General features: G+C 35.1%; 7 protein-coding genes. All 7 read left to right on the top strand.

Annotation, left to right across the window (positions count from 1 at the left end; all coding sequences use genetic code 11):
• Nucleotides 1–8 precede the first annotated feature (8 nt).
• Nucleotides 9–4100, top strand: a complete 4092-nt coding sequence (locus QL232_RS01595; protein WP_281612777.1) for a hybrid sensor histidine kinase/response regulator transcription factor — start codon at nucleotides 9–11, stop codon at nucleotides 4098–4100.
• Nucleotides 4101–5033: 933 nt separating this feature from the next.
• Nucleotides 5034–7001, top strand: a complete 1968-nt coding sequence (locus tag QL232_RS01590; protein WP_281612776.1) for a hypothetical protein — start codon at nucleotides 5034–5036, stop codon at nucleotides 6999–7001.
• Between the two features lie 218 nt (nucleotides 7002–7219).
• A complete protein-coding gene (locus QL232_RS01585; protein WP_168882224.1) occupies nucleotides 7220–10375 on the top strand; it encodes a TonB-dependent receptor in 3156 nt (1051 codons plus the stop codon).
• A gap of 45 nt (nucleotides 10376–10420) precedes the next feature.
• A complete protein-coding gene (locus QL232_RS01580; protein WP_281612775.1) occupies nucleotides 10421–12103 on the top strand; it encodes a RagB/SusD family nutrient uptake outer membrane protein in 1683 nt (560 codons plus the stop codon).
• Between the two features lie 123 nt (nucleotides 12104–12226).
• A complete protein-coding gene (locus QL232_RS01575; protein WP_281612774.1) occupies nucleotides 12227–13675 on the top strand; it encodes a sulfatase in 1449 nt (482 codons plus the stop codon).
• A gap of 131 nt (nucleotides 13676–13806) precedes the next feature.
• The gene (locus QL232_RS01570; RefSeq protein WP_281612773.1) at nucleotides 13807–15279 is read left to right on the top strand and encodes a sulfatase; all 1473 of its coding nucleotides are present in this window, start codon (nucleotides 13807–13809) and stop codon (nucleotides 15277–15279) included.
• Nucleotides 15280–15351: 72 nt separating this feature from the next.
• Nucleotides 15352–16989, top strand: a complete 1638-nt coding sequence (locus QL232_RS01565) for a right-handed parallel beta-helix repeat-containing protein (RefSeq protein WP_281612772.1) — start codon at nucleotides 15352–15354, stop codon at nucleotides 16987–16989.
• Nucleotides 16990–17008 lie beyond the last annotated feature (19 nt).

The following is a 17008-nucleotide window of genomic DNA, read 5'->3' as shown; positions in this document are numbered from 1 at the left end:
TGATATATATGAAAGGACTATTAATACTATTACTAACATGTGCTTTGTTATTACCGCAAAGCCCACTATTTGCACTAGATAGGTTTTTAGAATTCTCACATATCCAGCTCCCTGAGAACATTACTAACAAAAAAGTAAATTGTTTTTTGGAAGATGATTATGGATTTATGTGGATTGGTTTATCTGACGGATTAGTTCGTTATGATGGCTATAAAGCGGAAACTATCCTTACTGAAAACATCATTGATCTCACGAAAGACAATAATGGTAATATCTGGATTGCTACTTTTAAGACTTTGATTAAGTTTAATGTAACAACATATACTTTTGAAAGAATATCATTAACCAATGAAGATATTACTTTCTTTAAAGTTCAGTTTCTGAAAAGTGGCGACTTGTATATTGGTACAAGAGCAGGAATTTTCATTCTTGATCCAAAAACAAATGAAAGTACAGTCATCAGAAAAATTCCAGGCCTAAGTGAAGGTCTTTCTGACAACATTGTCAGAGTTTTATACGAAGATTCCAAAGGAATATTATGGGTAGGTACTCAAGATCAATTAAACAAATACGATCAGAAAAAAGGTGCTTTTACCCACTATCGCCTACAAAAGAGGTCTGAACAGAATAAGAAAAACAACCTGATCTTAGATATCAAGCCTTTTTCTAAAGAGGATGATTCTAAGTTATATGTAGGTACAGAAACGGGTTTTGCTATTTTTGACACAACTACTGGAGATTTTTCTAAAATTTATAAAGGAAAGACAGACAAAACCTTAAGTAATAATGTGATCAAAAGTATCACAAGAGTGAATGACAATGAGATTTGGTTGGGTACAGGTTTTGGCTTGAATATCTATGATGAAAGCAAAGGCACTTTCGAACACCTTTTCTCGGATTATAACAATCACTATTCTATTACTAGTAATATAATCAATGTTATTTATAATGATCAAAAAGGGAATATTTGGTTGGGTACAAATAATGGAGTAGATAAAGTTTCCTTTCATAATGAAGCATTTGCTATAAATACTTTTGGTTATGAAAACGACTTATTACCTAAAGGATTACCTGTAAATACTATTGCCGAAGATTCGATAGGCAATATTTGGATAGGCACTAACTTCTCAGGGTTAATTAAGTATGATATTAAAAAAGAAGAGTATGTTTATTATAAGACACCAGAGATATTACACAGCAATGTAAAAGAACTATTGGTGGACAAGAAAGGCATGCTTTGGGTAATTACACCTGGAGGTTTAAATGTGATAAACCCTAAGACAAATAAGATCTATAAATATGTGGCTGATAAGACTAACCCATTAGCCTTACAAACAGATTATCTATTCAAAATCGCCATGGACGAAGAAGGGGATATCTGGATTGGTTCAATGCTAGGGGTGTACAAAGTGATTGAGAAAGGAAATCAGAAGTTAGAATTTATCAACTTCAGACACGACCCTAATAATAGAAATACTATCGCAGGGGACTATATCTCAGATATTATATTTAGAGGTGCAGATAAAAACCCTTGGATTTCGAATGGTAATGGTATTGATTACTTCCATCTAACAAAAGGGAATGTTGTTCACTTTAAAGAAAAAGAAAATAAGTGGCTTTACTTGAAGAATACATTTATTGGTAACGATCTAAAAATGTGGGGTTTCACACCTAAAGATATCGTGACTTTTAATGATAAGAGCAAACACTTTGAAATTGTATATACTCATCCTCATACTATACTTTCGTTATTTGTTGATGAGAAAGGAGACTTTTGGTTTACCACAAAAAATAAACTGAATAAATATACTCCATCTACTAAAGAGTTGGTAAGCTTTGGTTTTGCAAACACTGGAATCAGAACCTATAAAGCTGGAGATGTAGTGCAGCTAAAAAATCGCATCTATTTTAATAGTTATGATGGTTTCTTATCGTTTGATCCCAATGGCTTGAACAATGAAAGTACCTTTAACAAAGTAAGGTTTACTTCTTTTAAAGTGGATAATCATGAGATTGATACACATCAGAAGCTAAATGAAAGAGTATTATATACTAAAGATCTAAATGATGTAGAAAAAATCAACCTAGATTATGAAGAGAATACATTCTCTATCTATTTCTCATCTTTGGATTATCAAGATATTTCTGCCCATCAGTATATGTTTAAGTTAGAAGGGTGGGAAGACAAATGGCAAGTAATTGATGGCAGTAGAGACTTTGTATCTTATATCAAAGTGAAGCCAGGTAATTACACTTTTAAGATTAAAGCTTCAGATAATTTTGGGAAATTCGGAGAAGAGTATGCAAGTCTACAATTAACAATAGAATCGCCAATTTGGGCAACTTGGTATGCAAAGGTATTCTACTTTATTGTACTTGGTATTCTTTTCTATTTTGCTAAACGCATTACTGTATCCAACGTAAAGGTTCAGAATAAGCTGGAATTAGAGAAAATTGAAAGAGAAAAAAGTGAAGAGATTAATCAAATGAAGATTAAATTCTTTACAAACATTTCTCATGAACTAAGAACTCCTCTAACATTGATCAGTAGTCCTTTAGAAGAATTGGAATCTTTAGAGGTAGATCCACAAAAATCTAAGCTCTTAAATATCATCAAAAGAAATACTGAGCGATTAAGCAGATTGGTCAATCAAGTGCTTGATCTTAGAAAAATTGATCAAGGAGGTGAAAAGCTTCTTATCGAAGAATATGATATTGTAAGTCTGACTAGGAATATTACTCATGACTTTATGGATGCCACCATAAAACGTAATATAGATCTTAATTTCAGAACTCAGGAGACTGAACGCGTAATTTGGTTTGACCTTGAAAAAATCGAAAAGGTAATATATAACTTAATTTCAAATGCGATTAAGTTTACTCCTGATAACGGCAAGATAGAGGTGAAAGTAGATGTTGTAGAAGCAGAACACCCTGTAAAACAGCTACCACCAATGGATTATCAGCGAATTAGAGTAATGGACTCGGGTATCGGTATTCCTAAAGAGATTCAATCACAGATCTTTAATAGATTCACAAACATCAAAACTGAGAACTACTTGGGCCAACAGGGTACGGGTATAGGTTTATCGTTAGTACATGATTATGTAAAAATGCATGGTGGCTGGGTATCTGTTGAGAGTGAAGAGAAGCATGGAGCAGAATTTACACTATATATACCGTTGGACAAAAAGCACTTAGAAGACTACGAAGAGAAAGAAATTGATGAAGTGGAAACTTCTACAGAAGTAGAAAATAACACAAATCAATCAGAAGGTGACGTTGACCATGAAGACTTCGAAACAGAAGAAGCTATAGAAGAACAGAATAAAGATGGTAGACCAAGTATCTTAGTTGTGGAAGACGATGAAGATATGCGTCAATTCTTAATTCATTGTTTAGAAGAGCAATTTAATGTTACTTCTGCTGCCAATGGTAAAGAAGGATGGCTAGTAGCTAAGAAGACAATGCCTGATATGATTCTTACAGATTGGATGATGCCAGAAATGACAGGTATTGAACTTTGTAATAAAGTGAAAGCCAATGTACTCACCAATCATATCCCTGTGATTATTCTAACAGCTAAAGGTGGTATTGAAAGCAAAATGGAAGGGATTGAGAAAGGCGCAGACGATTATATTGCGAAACCATTTAATGTAGAATACCTAAGATTAAGAGTGGGTAAAATTATCACTCAAAGGGAACACTTAAAGAAAAGTATAAAGAGAGAAATCGATATTCAACCAGAGGAAGTGAAACTTCCATCGTTTGAGGAGAAATTCTTAAATGAGGTAATGCAAGAAATCGAGAAGAACATGGATAATTCCGATTTTAACGTAAAAATGCTCGGAGAGAATATCGGAATGGGACAAACTAACCTGTACCGAAAAATTAAATCCATGACAGGTATGACGGCCAATGAGTTTATCCGAAATGTGCGATTAAAAAGAGCAGGACAGCTCTTAAAACAAGGAGACTATAATGTTTCTGATGTGATGTACATGGTAGGCTTCTCACATAGATCGTATTTCTCAAAGAGTTTTAAAGAGGTCTTTGGAGTAACACCAAAAGAATTTACGAAAAAGGAGGCCGTAGATTAATGGACACAAAATAGATAATATACTTGAAGCCTGCTGATTAGCAGGCTTTTTTTGACACAGATTTTATAGAATTGACATAAATAGAGTTCATTTAAAAAGTGTCAGTTTTGACTAGAATACATCACAACTTTGTTGATTTTGATAGGTAGGTTTGTAGAGTAGGGTAGTAAAATTAATGATTACCCAGCTATTTAAGTCACAAAATAAGTAATGAAAAATTTTAGTCATAAAATCGATAACTATGAGAAAAGTATGAAAGTTAATAGCATCAAAGAAAGAGTTGTTTGGGGTAGTTTGCTGGTAGGTGTCTTTTCATTTATCATCTTATTGTTCGACTACCTCACGTAAGGCTCATTGCCAGGAACACTACAAAGTTTGGATCATCATGCCTTTACAATTTAGTATTAAGACAAGGACCTATATATGATAAAGCATTAATTGAATTATTTGAATATTCTTTTAAGGAAAAATGAAATGATAGGTTATCCAAAAAGTGTCAACATGATCACGAAATATACATTGCTCGGTTTTTCTTTTCTATTTATGATATTAAATCTGACGATACCAAGGAAAAAAAGGACACAAAAATGACATTTAGTGATATAAACTGTACGAAATACAATTAATAGTAAAAATTGTATAATAAGTGTCTTGTCTTAAGTTAGAGTTTGTTAATTTTGTAGTGTTGGATTACTTAAGCAACAAGAAAAGAATCTGACAAATGGAGATGGATTTTGAAATGAATTTTTTTACCGGTAGATCATTAGAAATTTATCTCCAAAGCTCAATTAATAATCAAAACAATATCTATTTATCTATGATATAATTTTACGATACTTATTATTACTTGTGACTGAATGATGAAATGTAAGGCGAATAGAAATGATATTGAGATTCGCACAATTTTTTACCAATGAAATGAAATAATGAACCATGAATAAAAATCTGACTAAAATACTCTTGTGCTGTGCTGCCCTGATATGGGGTGCAGGGTGTGAGAAGCCTTCTGCTTTTATGGAAAATTCAGAAGTACCGACAGATATTAACATCACTGGGTTAACCTACTCTGAAGTAGTTAATGCCAGGGCATACAGTGAGATTACTTCTTCTATACCCACTTATAACTCAGAGGGCATTCCTTGTGTCTTCGAAATACTTAGTGTAAGAACTGCAGATGGAGAATTGGATCCATCTTATTTAGATAGTGTTTATATAGCAAGTGCTGTATTAGATACATTAGAAAAAATTGCTGTAGAAGATACAGCTGTAGTTGTCATCGATGGTGATACTGTTGAGCAAGAGGTGCCAGTATACAAGGTGCCAATTATAGATCCGGCAAAAGCAGGTCAGATCTATATCAAAGACAACAATATGTTTAAAGAAGGTGACTATTACTTTACAGTACAGGCTAGACCGGCTACTGATAGAGATGATATGTCGAATGCAAAAGTGTTTGAGGATGCTTTTCATTTAAATGTAATGCCTTTATTGCCAAGCGGACTAACATATGATGTAGTTCAACATAACTTGGTTGTTGGTCAAGAAGGTTCTGCATCGGCTGCACCAAAAGTAATGTTTGCGAAAGATCAAGTAGAAGAATATGATTTCCGTTACGAATTAACTGGATATGCTGATACATTAGTGATTGATTCATTAACTGGAGCAATTTCTTTACATCCAGATTATACGATCTCTAAAAATGAAATTTATTCTCCAACAATTCGTCTGATTAGTAATATTACTGATGAGTATGTAGACTTTGAATTTACAGCAGAAGACTTCTTATTGGTAGTATCGAATGAAGCATTAGAATTAAATGCTGGTCCTCTATTACCGTTAGCTGTAGTTTATAGCCCATTTGGTCAGAACTTAGTAGTGGGAGAAGGGACATGGACAACAACTCCAGATGTTTCTAGCGGTAACCCTAGTGTAACATTCTCATTAGGTACAGAGCATGATAAATTCCAAATTAATGGAGAGACAGGGGCGCTTTCATTAAACCCTGCATATGTGTTAGACTTACCAGAAGGTGAGGAAGCATTGATCGTTTATCCTGAAATAATAGTAACAAGTAAAGTAAGTTACGAAGAGCAAACTTATGCTGAAGTTGTGAAGATTGCTATCTCATTGGAGCCATATACTCCACCAAGAGAAGTATTCAACTTCTTCTATCCTTCATTAGCAACTAAAGATTACTATAGCCTAGTAGCAGTACAAAAAGGTGGATTAGGTTCAGGTGTATACTGGAAATATAAAGGAGCAACAGCAGGTCCTGGTGATCTTGCTGCGGAAGACAGACCAGAATCTGTTACAGATAATACTCCAATTCATATGCATAATATTGTTTATGGTCCTGCAAGAAGCCCAGAACATGATTCTTGGATGATTATGAAGGAGCAAAATTTATCACAATATGCTTCAGGATTTGATTTATCAGCAATTTTCTGGATGAAAAATGACTTTGCTGCTTACCAAACTGACGGTAGAGTAGCAGCAGATATGGAGATCTATGTAACAGATAACTATACTGGAGATGTATCAACAACAAATTGGACGCAAGTAAATGATATTATCAAGTTCAAAATTGAAGGTCAAGGAGACGAATATACTGGTACACCTTACCCAGGTGACCAAGCAGGTCCAGATCCAGATAATGCAAAACATCCAGAAAGAGCGACATATCAAAAATGGTTAAGATATGAATTGGATTTAGGTCCATATAAAGATCAAACGAAATTTACCTTCGCTTTAAGATATAAAACATATTTCACAGGTGATCTAACTGAAGTAATTAGAACAGATACAGGAGAAGTAGGAGTTGCAGACTTCTCAAACTCATCAGGTAAATTCTTTATCTCTGATATCAACTACAAAGCTGTAGAGCAAGTAGACGGAATCTAATTTAATCTTGTGAAAGTAGTGAAGCTTAGAAATCATTCATCTATATCATCATTTCCTTGTAGGGGACAACTATAAGGGAATTCAAAAAGAAGAGTGTTGGATTAATAATATTTATTGATTTAACCTAACAAAAAGAGGGGGCAGGGGAGCCTGCCCTCACCTAAAACACTCTTCGATGATCTAAGCACAAGCTCAACAACTTCAAAATCAATAAACTGATGAAAAAATATATAATAGGAATAATAGCAATAATGCTTTTACCGTTATTCTCCATCGCACAGGAGACAACCATTGGGGGTAAAGTATTAGACGATTCAGGAGAGCCACTTCCTGGTGTAAATATCGTGATCAAAGGTACTACAGTAGGTACCATGACGAACATCCAAGGTGAATATAAGCTATCCAATATTCTCCCGACAGATACTTTAGAAGTGTCATTTATTGGATTTGAAACACAGATCCTTGCCATTAAAAATAGATCTAAGATCAATGTTACGATGAAACCTGAGATGAGCGTCTTAGAAGATGTAATCGTAATTGGTTATGGTACAAGTAAGGTAAAGGACATTACAGGTTCAGTAGCAACAGTAGATACTGAAGATCTAGTGAATGCTCCTACAGCCAACTATGATGAGGCGTTAATGGGTAGAGTTGCAGGTGTAAATGTATCTGCCTCTGAAGGTACACCAGGTTCACCTATGAATATTGTCATTCGTGGTGGCAACTCAATCACTGGTGATAACTCACCATTATACGTAGTAGATGGAGTTCCTTTAGAGAACTTTGACCCAGCAACAATTAATACAGAAGATATTAAAGAATTCAACATCCTTAAAGATGCTTCTGCAACTGCAATTTATGGTTCTCGTGGTGCAAATGGTGTAATTGTAATCGCTACGAAAAGTGGTGCTACAAAAGATGGGAAAACTACAGTAACGTTAAATGCTTCATATGGTGTTCAAAATGTTACAAAGTACTTAGAAGTAATGAGCCCATACGAGTATGTTAAATACCAGGAAGCACAAGCTTGGGCATCTGGTAAGTGGGATTTAGAAGGTAACTATGACAAAATCAATAATTTTTATGATAAGTGGTTAGATCCAGAGTTATATAGAAACTATGAGGAAAACGGTTTAGAAGCACATGATTGGCAAGATGAAATTTTCAGACAAGCTCCTATTCAAAAATACAACTTATCGATCAGTGGTGGTAATAAGAAAACTAACATTTACTACTCTGGTAACTACACTGATCAAGAAGGTACTTTAATTACTTCTAGGTTTACAAAGTTAATCAACAACTTAAGAGTAAAACACACTATCTCTGATAAGTCAACGTTAAATGCTGGTTTAATGCATTCATATGCTGTTAGACAAGGTCCAAACTTAAGAGAGAACAGTTATTCAAGTATTATTAGAGATGCAGTTCGTTTTAGACCAATCGATCCAGTTACTCCAGATGATTTAGAGCCAGGTGGATATGATCCAACAGATCCTAACCAATCAGTAATGTATCCTCCGGTACCAAACTTAATGAATACAAAGGATAAGGATTACCAAAACGTATTTAGAGGTAACTTAAGATTTACACACAAGTTCCATAAGAACTTAACATTAAACTTATATGCAAACTACCAAGCTCAATTATCTAAGAATACATTATTCTATGGTGAAGAAACAAGAGCTGGTCAGAACTCACCTCTAGGAATTCAAGGTAGCATTGAAGAAACAGTTAGACAAACAGTCGCTTCTTCTAACACTTTAACTTATAAGAAGAAAGCAGGTCAACATACTTTCTCAGTAATGGGTGGTATTGAAGGTTCTTACAACGACTACTCTACACAGTTATTACAGAATGGTAACTTACCAGTAGATGACTTTAGTATTTATAACTTAGGTATTGGTACTACAGCAACATTAGCACAGACTTCTTGGACAGGTAATACACTATTATCTTACTTCGGTAGAGCTACATACAACTTCAAAGACAAATACCTAATTACTGCCAACTTCAGAGCAGATGGTTCGTCTAAATTTGCTGACGGTAACAAATGGGGTTACTTCCCATCAGTTTCTGGTGCTTGGAGAATTGGAGATGAGCCTTGGTTAAAAGATCTAGGAGTATTCTCTACAATGAAATTAAGAGGTGGTTGGGGTATCACTGGTAATAACAGAATTGCAGACTTTGCAGCATTCAACCAAATTGCTATTAGTAAGTGGTCAGGTTATAACTGGGGTTCTACAGAAGCTTACCGTCCAGGTGCTGTACAATCTAACTTAGCAGTGCCAGATTTAAGATGGGAAACTACTCAACAAGTAAACTTTGGTGTTGATTTATCATTCTTCAACCAAAGATTAGAAACGACAGTTGATGTTTATAGAAAGAATACTTACGACCTACTATTAAATGCTAACATGGCAACAAGTACAGGTTTTACAAGAGTATTCCAAAACGTTGGTGAGGTACAAAACGAAGGTTTAGAGATCTCATTAAATACAGTGAACATTCACAAGAAGTCATTTAAATGGACAACAAACTTCAACATCTCATTCAACAAAAATGAAGTATTGAAGTTGAACCAAGGAGATGACGCTATCTATACAAGAGCAAGATTCAGTGAAGACAACTACACGACTAGAGTAGGTCAGCCAGTAGGTATGATGTATGGTCTTGAGTTCGATAGAATTTACCAACAAAGTGACTTTAACTGGAACAACGAAACACAAACTTTCGAATTGAAAGACGGTGTTGCTGATAATGGTGCTCAAGATATCGCTCCAGGTGGAGTGAAGTTTGTAGACCGTAATGGTGATGGTACAATCAATGAAGAGGATAGAACAATTATTGGTAACCCTCATCCAGAACACTTCGGTGGTTTAACAAACACATTCCAATATAAAGGCATCTCATTCTCATTCTTATTCCAATGGTCTTATGGATTTGATGTAATGAACGGTAACGCAGTGGAAATGCACAAACCTTGGGGTTCTCAATCATTCAATGGTTTTGCTACAATTGCTGATCACTGGACACCATTCCATACAGATACTAATATCAACGCTTCTACATATGCTGGTTCATTAGGTAGTGCTAGAGTGGGTAACCAAATTGATAACAGATTTATTGAAGATGGTTCTTATATCAGACTAAAAACTGTTTCATTAGGATACAATATCCCATCAAAAGTGTTGAAGAGAGCTAAAATCAAAGGTTTATACTTTGGTGTATCTGCACAAAACCTTTTCACTTGGACCAACTACTCAGGATATGATCCAGAAGTTAGTGTAGCAGGTAATGGTGTATCACCAAACTTAGATTACTCAGCTTACCCTCAAAGCAGAACAATTTTAGGAAGCATTAAACTAACACTTTAATCCTACTTAAAATTAATTCGATCAACGACTAAACATTCGATTAAGATGAATACAAAATATATAAAGAAATTCGGATTGGTGGCGACTGTGCTTATAGGCATGGGGACTTCATGTTCAAGTTTTCTAGATGTAGAACCAAAATCAAGTTGGAATTCAGACAACTTCTATAATAGTGAATCTAGAGTAGATTTAGGTATTGCAGGTATTTTTTCAAAGTTCTCAGCATCGGCTGGAGGTTATGGAAGTACACTTTCGATGGAAATGCAATACGGTACCGATGAAGGGTACTATTCTAGAGGTTGGGATGAAAACTGGGCTGTATCTTTATACAGTCACGTTTCCAACTCAGAAGCAATTGAAGAATCTTGGAGACAACTTTATGGAGCTGTCAACGAGTGTAACCAAATGATTGCTCGTTTAGATGAAAGTGCTTTTGAGGATGGCCAATACGAATGGTATTTAGCAGAAGCTCGTTTCTTAAGAGCCTTTGCTTATTACAATCTAACAAGCTGGTGGAATGAAGTTCCATTAAGATTGGATTATACAAAAGACCAATTTGATAACAATAAACCTGCAGCAGAATTAGAAGAAGTATACGCAGCTATTGAAGCAGACTTCAAATATGCGATTGAAAATCTTCCTCATGCATCAGATTCAGAGTACCAGCCAGGTAGACCAAATAAAATGGCCGCAGAAGGTTTATTGGCTAGACTTTACATGAAAATGGCAGGTTACCCTTACCAACAGACACAATATTATGATAGTGCTTTAGTGTATACTGAGGATATCATTTATAACGACGGTTGGCATGAACTGACAACTTCTGAAGATTCATTAGGGTACAGAAACTTGTTCTTAAACTATATTGGAGGTTCATCATACAACACTAAGGAGTCTTTATTTGAAATCTCATATAAAAATAACTTAGACATTGGTATCTCAACAATGGGTGCTGTTGGTAACTATAATGGTATAGCATTCGATTATGTTGATGGCAACAACCATCCAACTACTCAAAAATCTGTTGCACTTACTCCTGTAATGAACCAGATCTATGAAATCGAAGACAGAAGAATGGAATGGAACGTTCCAATGTTCCAAATGAATAAATCTGCTAAGATTGTTAGAGTTTCTAATGTATTTGCTCCTCAAAACTGTCCTGGTAAGTTCAGAAGATGGGAACCAGCAAACTACGAGGAAATTGATACAAACAACCCTGATGGTGAAGAATATATCTTGTTAACGAACGAGACCATTCTTTCAAGAAACCAAACACCAATCAACTTCCCAATTCTTAGATTCTCGGATGTATTATTAATGCATGCAGAAGCATTGAATGAAGTAAATGGTGGCCCTACAGGACAAGCTATTGAGTGTATCAATAGAGTTCGTCAAAGAGCTGGTTTAGGTACTTTGGAAGAAGACTCTCCTTCTTCATTAGCTGGAAAGGATGCGTTTTTCCAAGAAATTATGGATGAACGTTTAAGAGAGCTTTGCTTCGAAGGTGTTCGTAAGTTTGATTTAATCAGATGGAATAAATTAGAAGAAAGATTACGTTTCACTGAAGAAATTATGAGAGCACACCCAGATTATAGTGAAACTTTCTGGGCAATGGATGGTTATAAGAGACCATTCATCAATTTCAATCCTGCAAAGCATATGGTTTTACCATTCCCTTTACAAGAAATCAACATTAACACTTCTCTTAACCAGAAAGAAAACTGGTAATATTTTTTCGCAACTCATCTTCAAAGATCCTCTTTAAGATGGGTTGCGATTATTATTTTTATAATATGTCCTCTTTTTTCAATAGCCTATATTGAGAATAAGAGTTTATTTTTTTTAATAAAGATGATGAAAACCTATCCATTAGTGACTGCCTTGTTATTGTTTTGCTCATGTCTCCTACAGGCGCAAGACAAACCTAATTTATTAATCATACATACAGATGAGCATAATTTAAGAACAATTGGCGCCTACCGAAATACCATGTCAGAAGAACAGGCGATGATGTGGGGAAAGGATGTTATTGTTGAAACACCACATTTGGACAGAATAGCCAATGAAGGAGTTTTATGCAAAAACTGGTATGCGACATCACCGGTTTGTACCCCTTCAAGAGCATCTATGATGACAGGTTTATATCCTGTGGCTACAGGTTCTCCTGTAAATGATATGCCATTGAACGACGATGTGATTACGTTCGGACAGATCTTAAAAGATAACGGGTATTCTACTTCATATGTAGGAAAGTGGCACTTAGACGGAGAGGATAAGCCTGGTTTTGCTCCTAAAAGGAAGTTTGGTTTTGAACACAATCGATACATGATCAACAGAGGGCATTGGAAAGCACTTAAGGAAGAAGAGAATGGAGTGATTGTAGATCAGAAGAAGAATAAAAAAGGTCATATGGTCTTTGATCAGAATAAGGTCGATGAGAAATCTTTTACTACTGACTTCCTAGTAGACAGAGCACTAAAAATTTTAGAACAAGACAAAGACAAACCCTTTTGTTTGATGTTGTCGATACCAGATCCTCATGGCCCAAACCAAGTAAGAGCACCTTACAACACGATGTACGATCATCTAACTTTTGAAGAGCCAAGAACAATTTATAAAGAAGGTGATTTATCTCCAGGTTGGGTGGCTAGAAAAGGGAAGAAACACAATACAAAACCCATCAAACAAAATGCGATGCGTCAATACTATGGAATGGTAAAATGTATTGATGATAATGTAGGTCGAATCTTAAAATTTCTAGAGGATAATGATCTAGAAAAAAATACGATCGTGATTTTCACTTCAGATCATGGAGACTTATTAAGAGAACATGGTAAAGATAACAAAGGCTTACCTTACGAAATGTCTGCTAGAGTAGCATTTATGCTTCGTTATCCATCAAAAATTAAGAAGAGTAAAACAATCCAGAAGGCTTTTTCAATGGCTGATTTTACACCAACCATATTAGGAATTATGGGTGTGGATCAATCAGCTTATACTTTTCATGGAGCCAATGCAGCAAAAGACTTCACATCAAAAAAATCGGTCGTAGATATGGATCGAACAGTGTATATCACTAATGCTAGAAGCAAATGGGTAGCGGCTGTCGATGCTAGATATAAGTTAGTTGTATCACCATCGGATGAGCCATGGTTATTTGATTTAGAAAAGGATCCAGATGAATTGGTCAACTATTACAATGACCCTGAATATAAATCAATTGCCAAGAGGCTAAAAGACGAACTGTATGCTCAGATGAAGGAGTTTGATGAGCCTTTATTGAAGAAAGGAGGGATTTAGATTTTAACACAAAATCGACAAAACATAACATGGTTTGTTTCGTGACCACCACTGAAGGGTTTGTAGTACTGATTTGTGTTAGTACATCTTACTTTTACAGAACATGAAATGACAAATTACTTACTTCAACCATGAAAAAACATACCAACTCTTTTCTTCTTTTCTTTTTTGGGTTATTCATCACCACAGGTGTTGTTCAGGCACAAAAAAATAAGAAGCAACCAAATATCGTATTCATCGCTATTGATGATATGAACGATTGGACAGGATTTTTAGGAGGGCATCCACAGGCTATTACTCCTAACCTAGATAAACTAGCAGAAAAAGGAGTAAACTTTACAAATGCTCACTGTTCTGCTCCGGGATGTTCACCAAGTAGAAATGCTTTGTTATATGGAATCGAGCCTTTTAACTCAGGTCTGTATCCTTTCTATGAGCATGAAATCCATAATGATTTGATGAATAAGTATACAAGTTTGCCAAGGTTGTTAAAAGAGAATGGTTATGCTACTTATGGTGCAGGAAAAATTCACCATGGTTTAAAAGACGATAAAAGAGAGTGGACTGGCTACCTTACAGACTTAAATACGAGAAAGGTATTTGAAGAAGGAGAAGGATATAAAGTCAACAAAAAAATGTCTTTCAGACCTACTCATAACCCAATGAGTGAGCATGTAGATTATCAAGTAGCATCTTATGGTGTGGATATCTTAGAAAAGAAACATAAAAAACCTTTCTTCTTAGCTGTAGGTATTGTGAAGCCACACCTACCTTTTGATGCACCAAAGCAGTTTTTTGATGCGTTACCAGAAGAAATTTTAGCTCCAGAAATCTTAGAGACCGACTTAAGTGATATTCCTAGAGAAGGAAAGTCGATGAGAAAAGCAGGTGATGATAGACGTTTTAGAAATGATGATGCTTGGGAGGATGTAAGAAGAGCATATTTAGCATGTATCTCATGGGCAGATTATAATATAGGTAGAGTAATTACTGCGTTAGAAGAAAGTGATTATGCAGATAATACAGTTGTAATTGTTTGGTCAGATCATGGTTTCCATTTAGGTGAAAAGATGTCATTTAAAAAGTTTACACTATGGGAAGAAGCGACAAGAGTTCCTTTTATCATCTATGATACAAGAGATAAAAAGGTAAAATATGGAAGAACTTATGATGAGGCGATTTCACTGATCAATGTATATAAAACTGTTGCAGATTATGCCAATGTAAAAACACCAGATTATGTAGATGGGGCATCGCTAAAAGGAATTGTTAAGCAACCTTTGAAGACATTGGATGAACCAGCAATTACTTCTTGGGGTAAAGGGAATTATGCGGTAAGAACAAAAGACTATAGATACATTCGTTATTATGATGGTACAGAAGAATTATACTTCCATACCAACGATCATAATGAATGGACTAACCTTGCCAAGGATGCAAGTTACCAAGAAAAGAAAACCGAATTGTCACAATACCTACCAAAAGGAGAGGCTCCATTAGTAAAAGAATATATCGTAAAATGGAGTGTTCAGGGAGAGGGACAAGAAGAATTTAAAGAAGCACCAGTAAAGAAGAAAAAGAAGAAGAAGAAAAATCTAAAATAGTGTTTCTTCGTCTTGTATTTTGATTTACTTCACAAGATGATGATGTGATATTTTTTGACTAATAAAAAGAAAATGAAATTATTACTGTTAGGACTAACAATGCTTTTCTTCACCCAGTCTGCCATTGCAACTACTTATTACGTAGATGCAAAAAATGGAAAGGACAAGAATGAAGGAACGTCAGCAAAACATGCTTTTAAAACTCTAAAGAAAATCAACCGCCTTAACCTAAAGGCAGGGGATAAAGTTTTATTGGCAAATGGAAGTGTTTTTTATGGGAATATTGAATTAGAAAACATTGCTGGTCGTAAAAATAAATGGATTGAAATTAGTAACTACCAATCCAAAGATGATAAGAGTGATGCTTTACCAATTATTGATGCAAAAGGATACTTTAATGGCATCTTAATTAAAAACAGTAGCTTTATTAAGGTGACTAATTTAGAGGTAACTGCCAATGCAGGGGGTGTTGATGAAGCTAAGGTAAACAAAAACACAATGCGCTGTGGTATCTTGGTTTTAAGTGATCAAGTAGGAGAGTATGAGAATATTACCATCGACCATGTGAAAGTGAGAGATGTATTTTTAATGGACGAAGGGTTTAAAAGAGGAAAGAAAGAAACATTCACCCCCAATGGTACTCAAGGGTATGGTTGGGGAATTAGAGCACTGAATAAAGTGAAAGACTCTGGTTTTAAAAACTTATCTATTACCAACTGTGAAATTTCAAATGTAGCACACACTGGTATCAAGGTAAATGGAAAATCTCTCTCTATCAAAAACCTTGTAATAGCCAACAATAAAGTAATAGAAGTTGGTGGCCCTGGTATACAAATGAGTGGAATTAATGATGGTCACATTCATCATAACATCGTGAACAAGTCTGGTAGTAATAATGATACTAGAAAGTGGGGACGAGGTAGTGGCCTTTGGACTTGGGGTTGTGATGGTGTTTTGATTGAGAGAAATGAATTTAGAAATGCTAATGGTCCTGCAGATTCAGCAGGATGTCATATCGATTTTAATTGCTCAAATGTAATCGTTCAATATAATATTAGTGAGAACAACGCTGGAGGTTTCTGTGAGATTTTAGGCAACAACTTTAACTGTGCTTACAGATATAATGTAAGTATTAATGACGGATATAGAGTAAAGAAAAAAGGTGTAGCATCTCAAGAAGGAAAAATCTTTTGGTTAAGTGGTTTTAATGGAAAAGGACGCCAAAGAAAAGGTCCTTACAATAGCTATTTCTATAATAATACGATCTATGTAAAGAGTGATATTCTTGTGAAAATTGCTGTAGATAGAGCATCAAAAGGGGTCTTGATTGCGAACAATATTTTTTACTTCGAAGGCGAAAGCAAGCAAGTACTAGGAGACCAATACAAACCTGAAGAAGAAGGAGAAGTATTGGTAGAGAATATCGTATTTAAGAATAATTTATACTTGAAAAAGGAAAATTGGCCAGTAGAATCTCCTATCACAGATAGCCAACCAGAATTTGGTAATCCACAATTCAAGAATAAAAATGGTAACCTTCCAACTGATTTTATGCCTACTAATTCTGCTTTAGTAAAAAATAAAGGAATTGAGATTGAGAAAATTCCAGGGGATAAGAAGGGGTTATATATCGGAGAAAAAGTAGATAAAGATATTCTAGGCAATCCAATAAAAGATGCTCCAGATTTAGGAGCCATTGAAATGAAATAACAGGCCTAACTTCTCAATA

Source organism: Flammeovirga sp. SubArs3 (genome assembly GCF_947387565.1).
Classification (GTDB): domain Bacteria; phylum Bacteroidota; class Bacteroidia; order Cytophagales; family Flammeovirgaceae; genus Flammeovirga; species Flammeovirga agarivorans.
Note: the sequence above shows the minus strand (reverse complement) of the source record. Positions and strands in the feature narration are given on the sequence as shown.

Excerpts from the sequence above, each read along its gene's own strand:
- QL232_RS01595 (WP_281612777.1), top strand. The coding sequence starts at position 9 with ATGAAAGGACTATTAATACTATTACTAACATGTGCTTTGTTATTACCG.
- QL232_RS01590 (WP_281612776.1), top strand. The coding sequence starts at position 5,034 with ATGAATAAAAATCTGACTAAAATACTCTTGTGCTGTGCTGCCCTGATA.
- QL232_RS01585 (WP_168882224.1), top strand. The coding sequence starts at position 7,220 with ATGAAAAAATATATAATAGGAATAATAGCAATAATGCTTTTACCGTTA.
- QL232_RS01580 (WP_281612775.1), top strand. The coding sequence starts at position 10,421 with ATGAATACAAAATATATAAAGAAATTCGGATTGGTGGCGACTGTGCTT.
- QL232_RS01575 (WP_281612774.1), top strand. The coding sequence starts at position 12,227 with ATGATGAAAACCTATCCATTAGTGACTGCCTTGTTATTGTTTTGCTCA.
- QL232_RS01570 (WP_281612773.1), top strand. The coding sequence starts at position 13,807 with ATGAAAAAACATACCAACTCTTTTCTTCTTTTCTTTTTTGGGTTATTC.
- QL232_RS01565 (WP_281612772.1), top strand. The coding sequence starts at position 15,352 with ATGAAATTATTACTGTTAGGACTAACAATGCTTTTCTTCACCCAGTCT.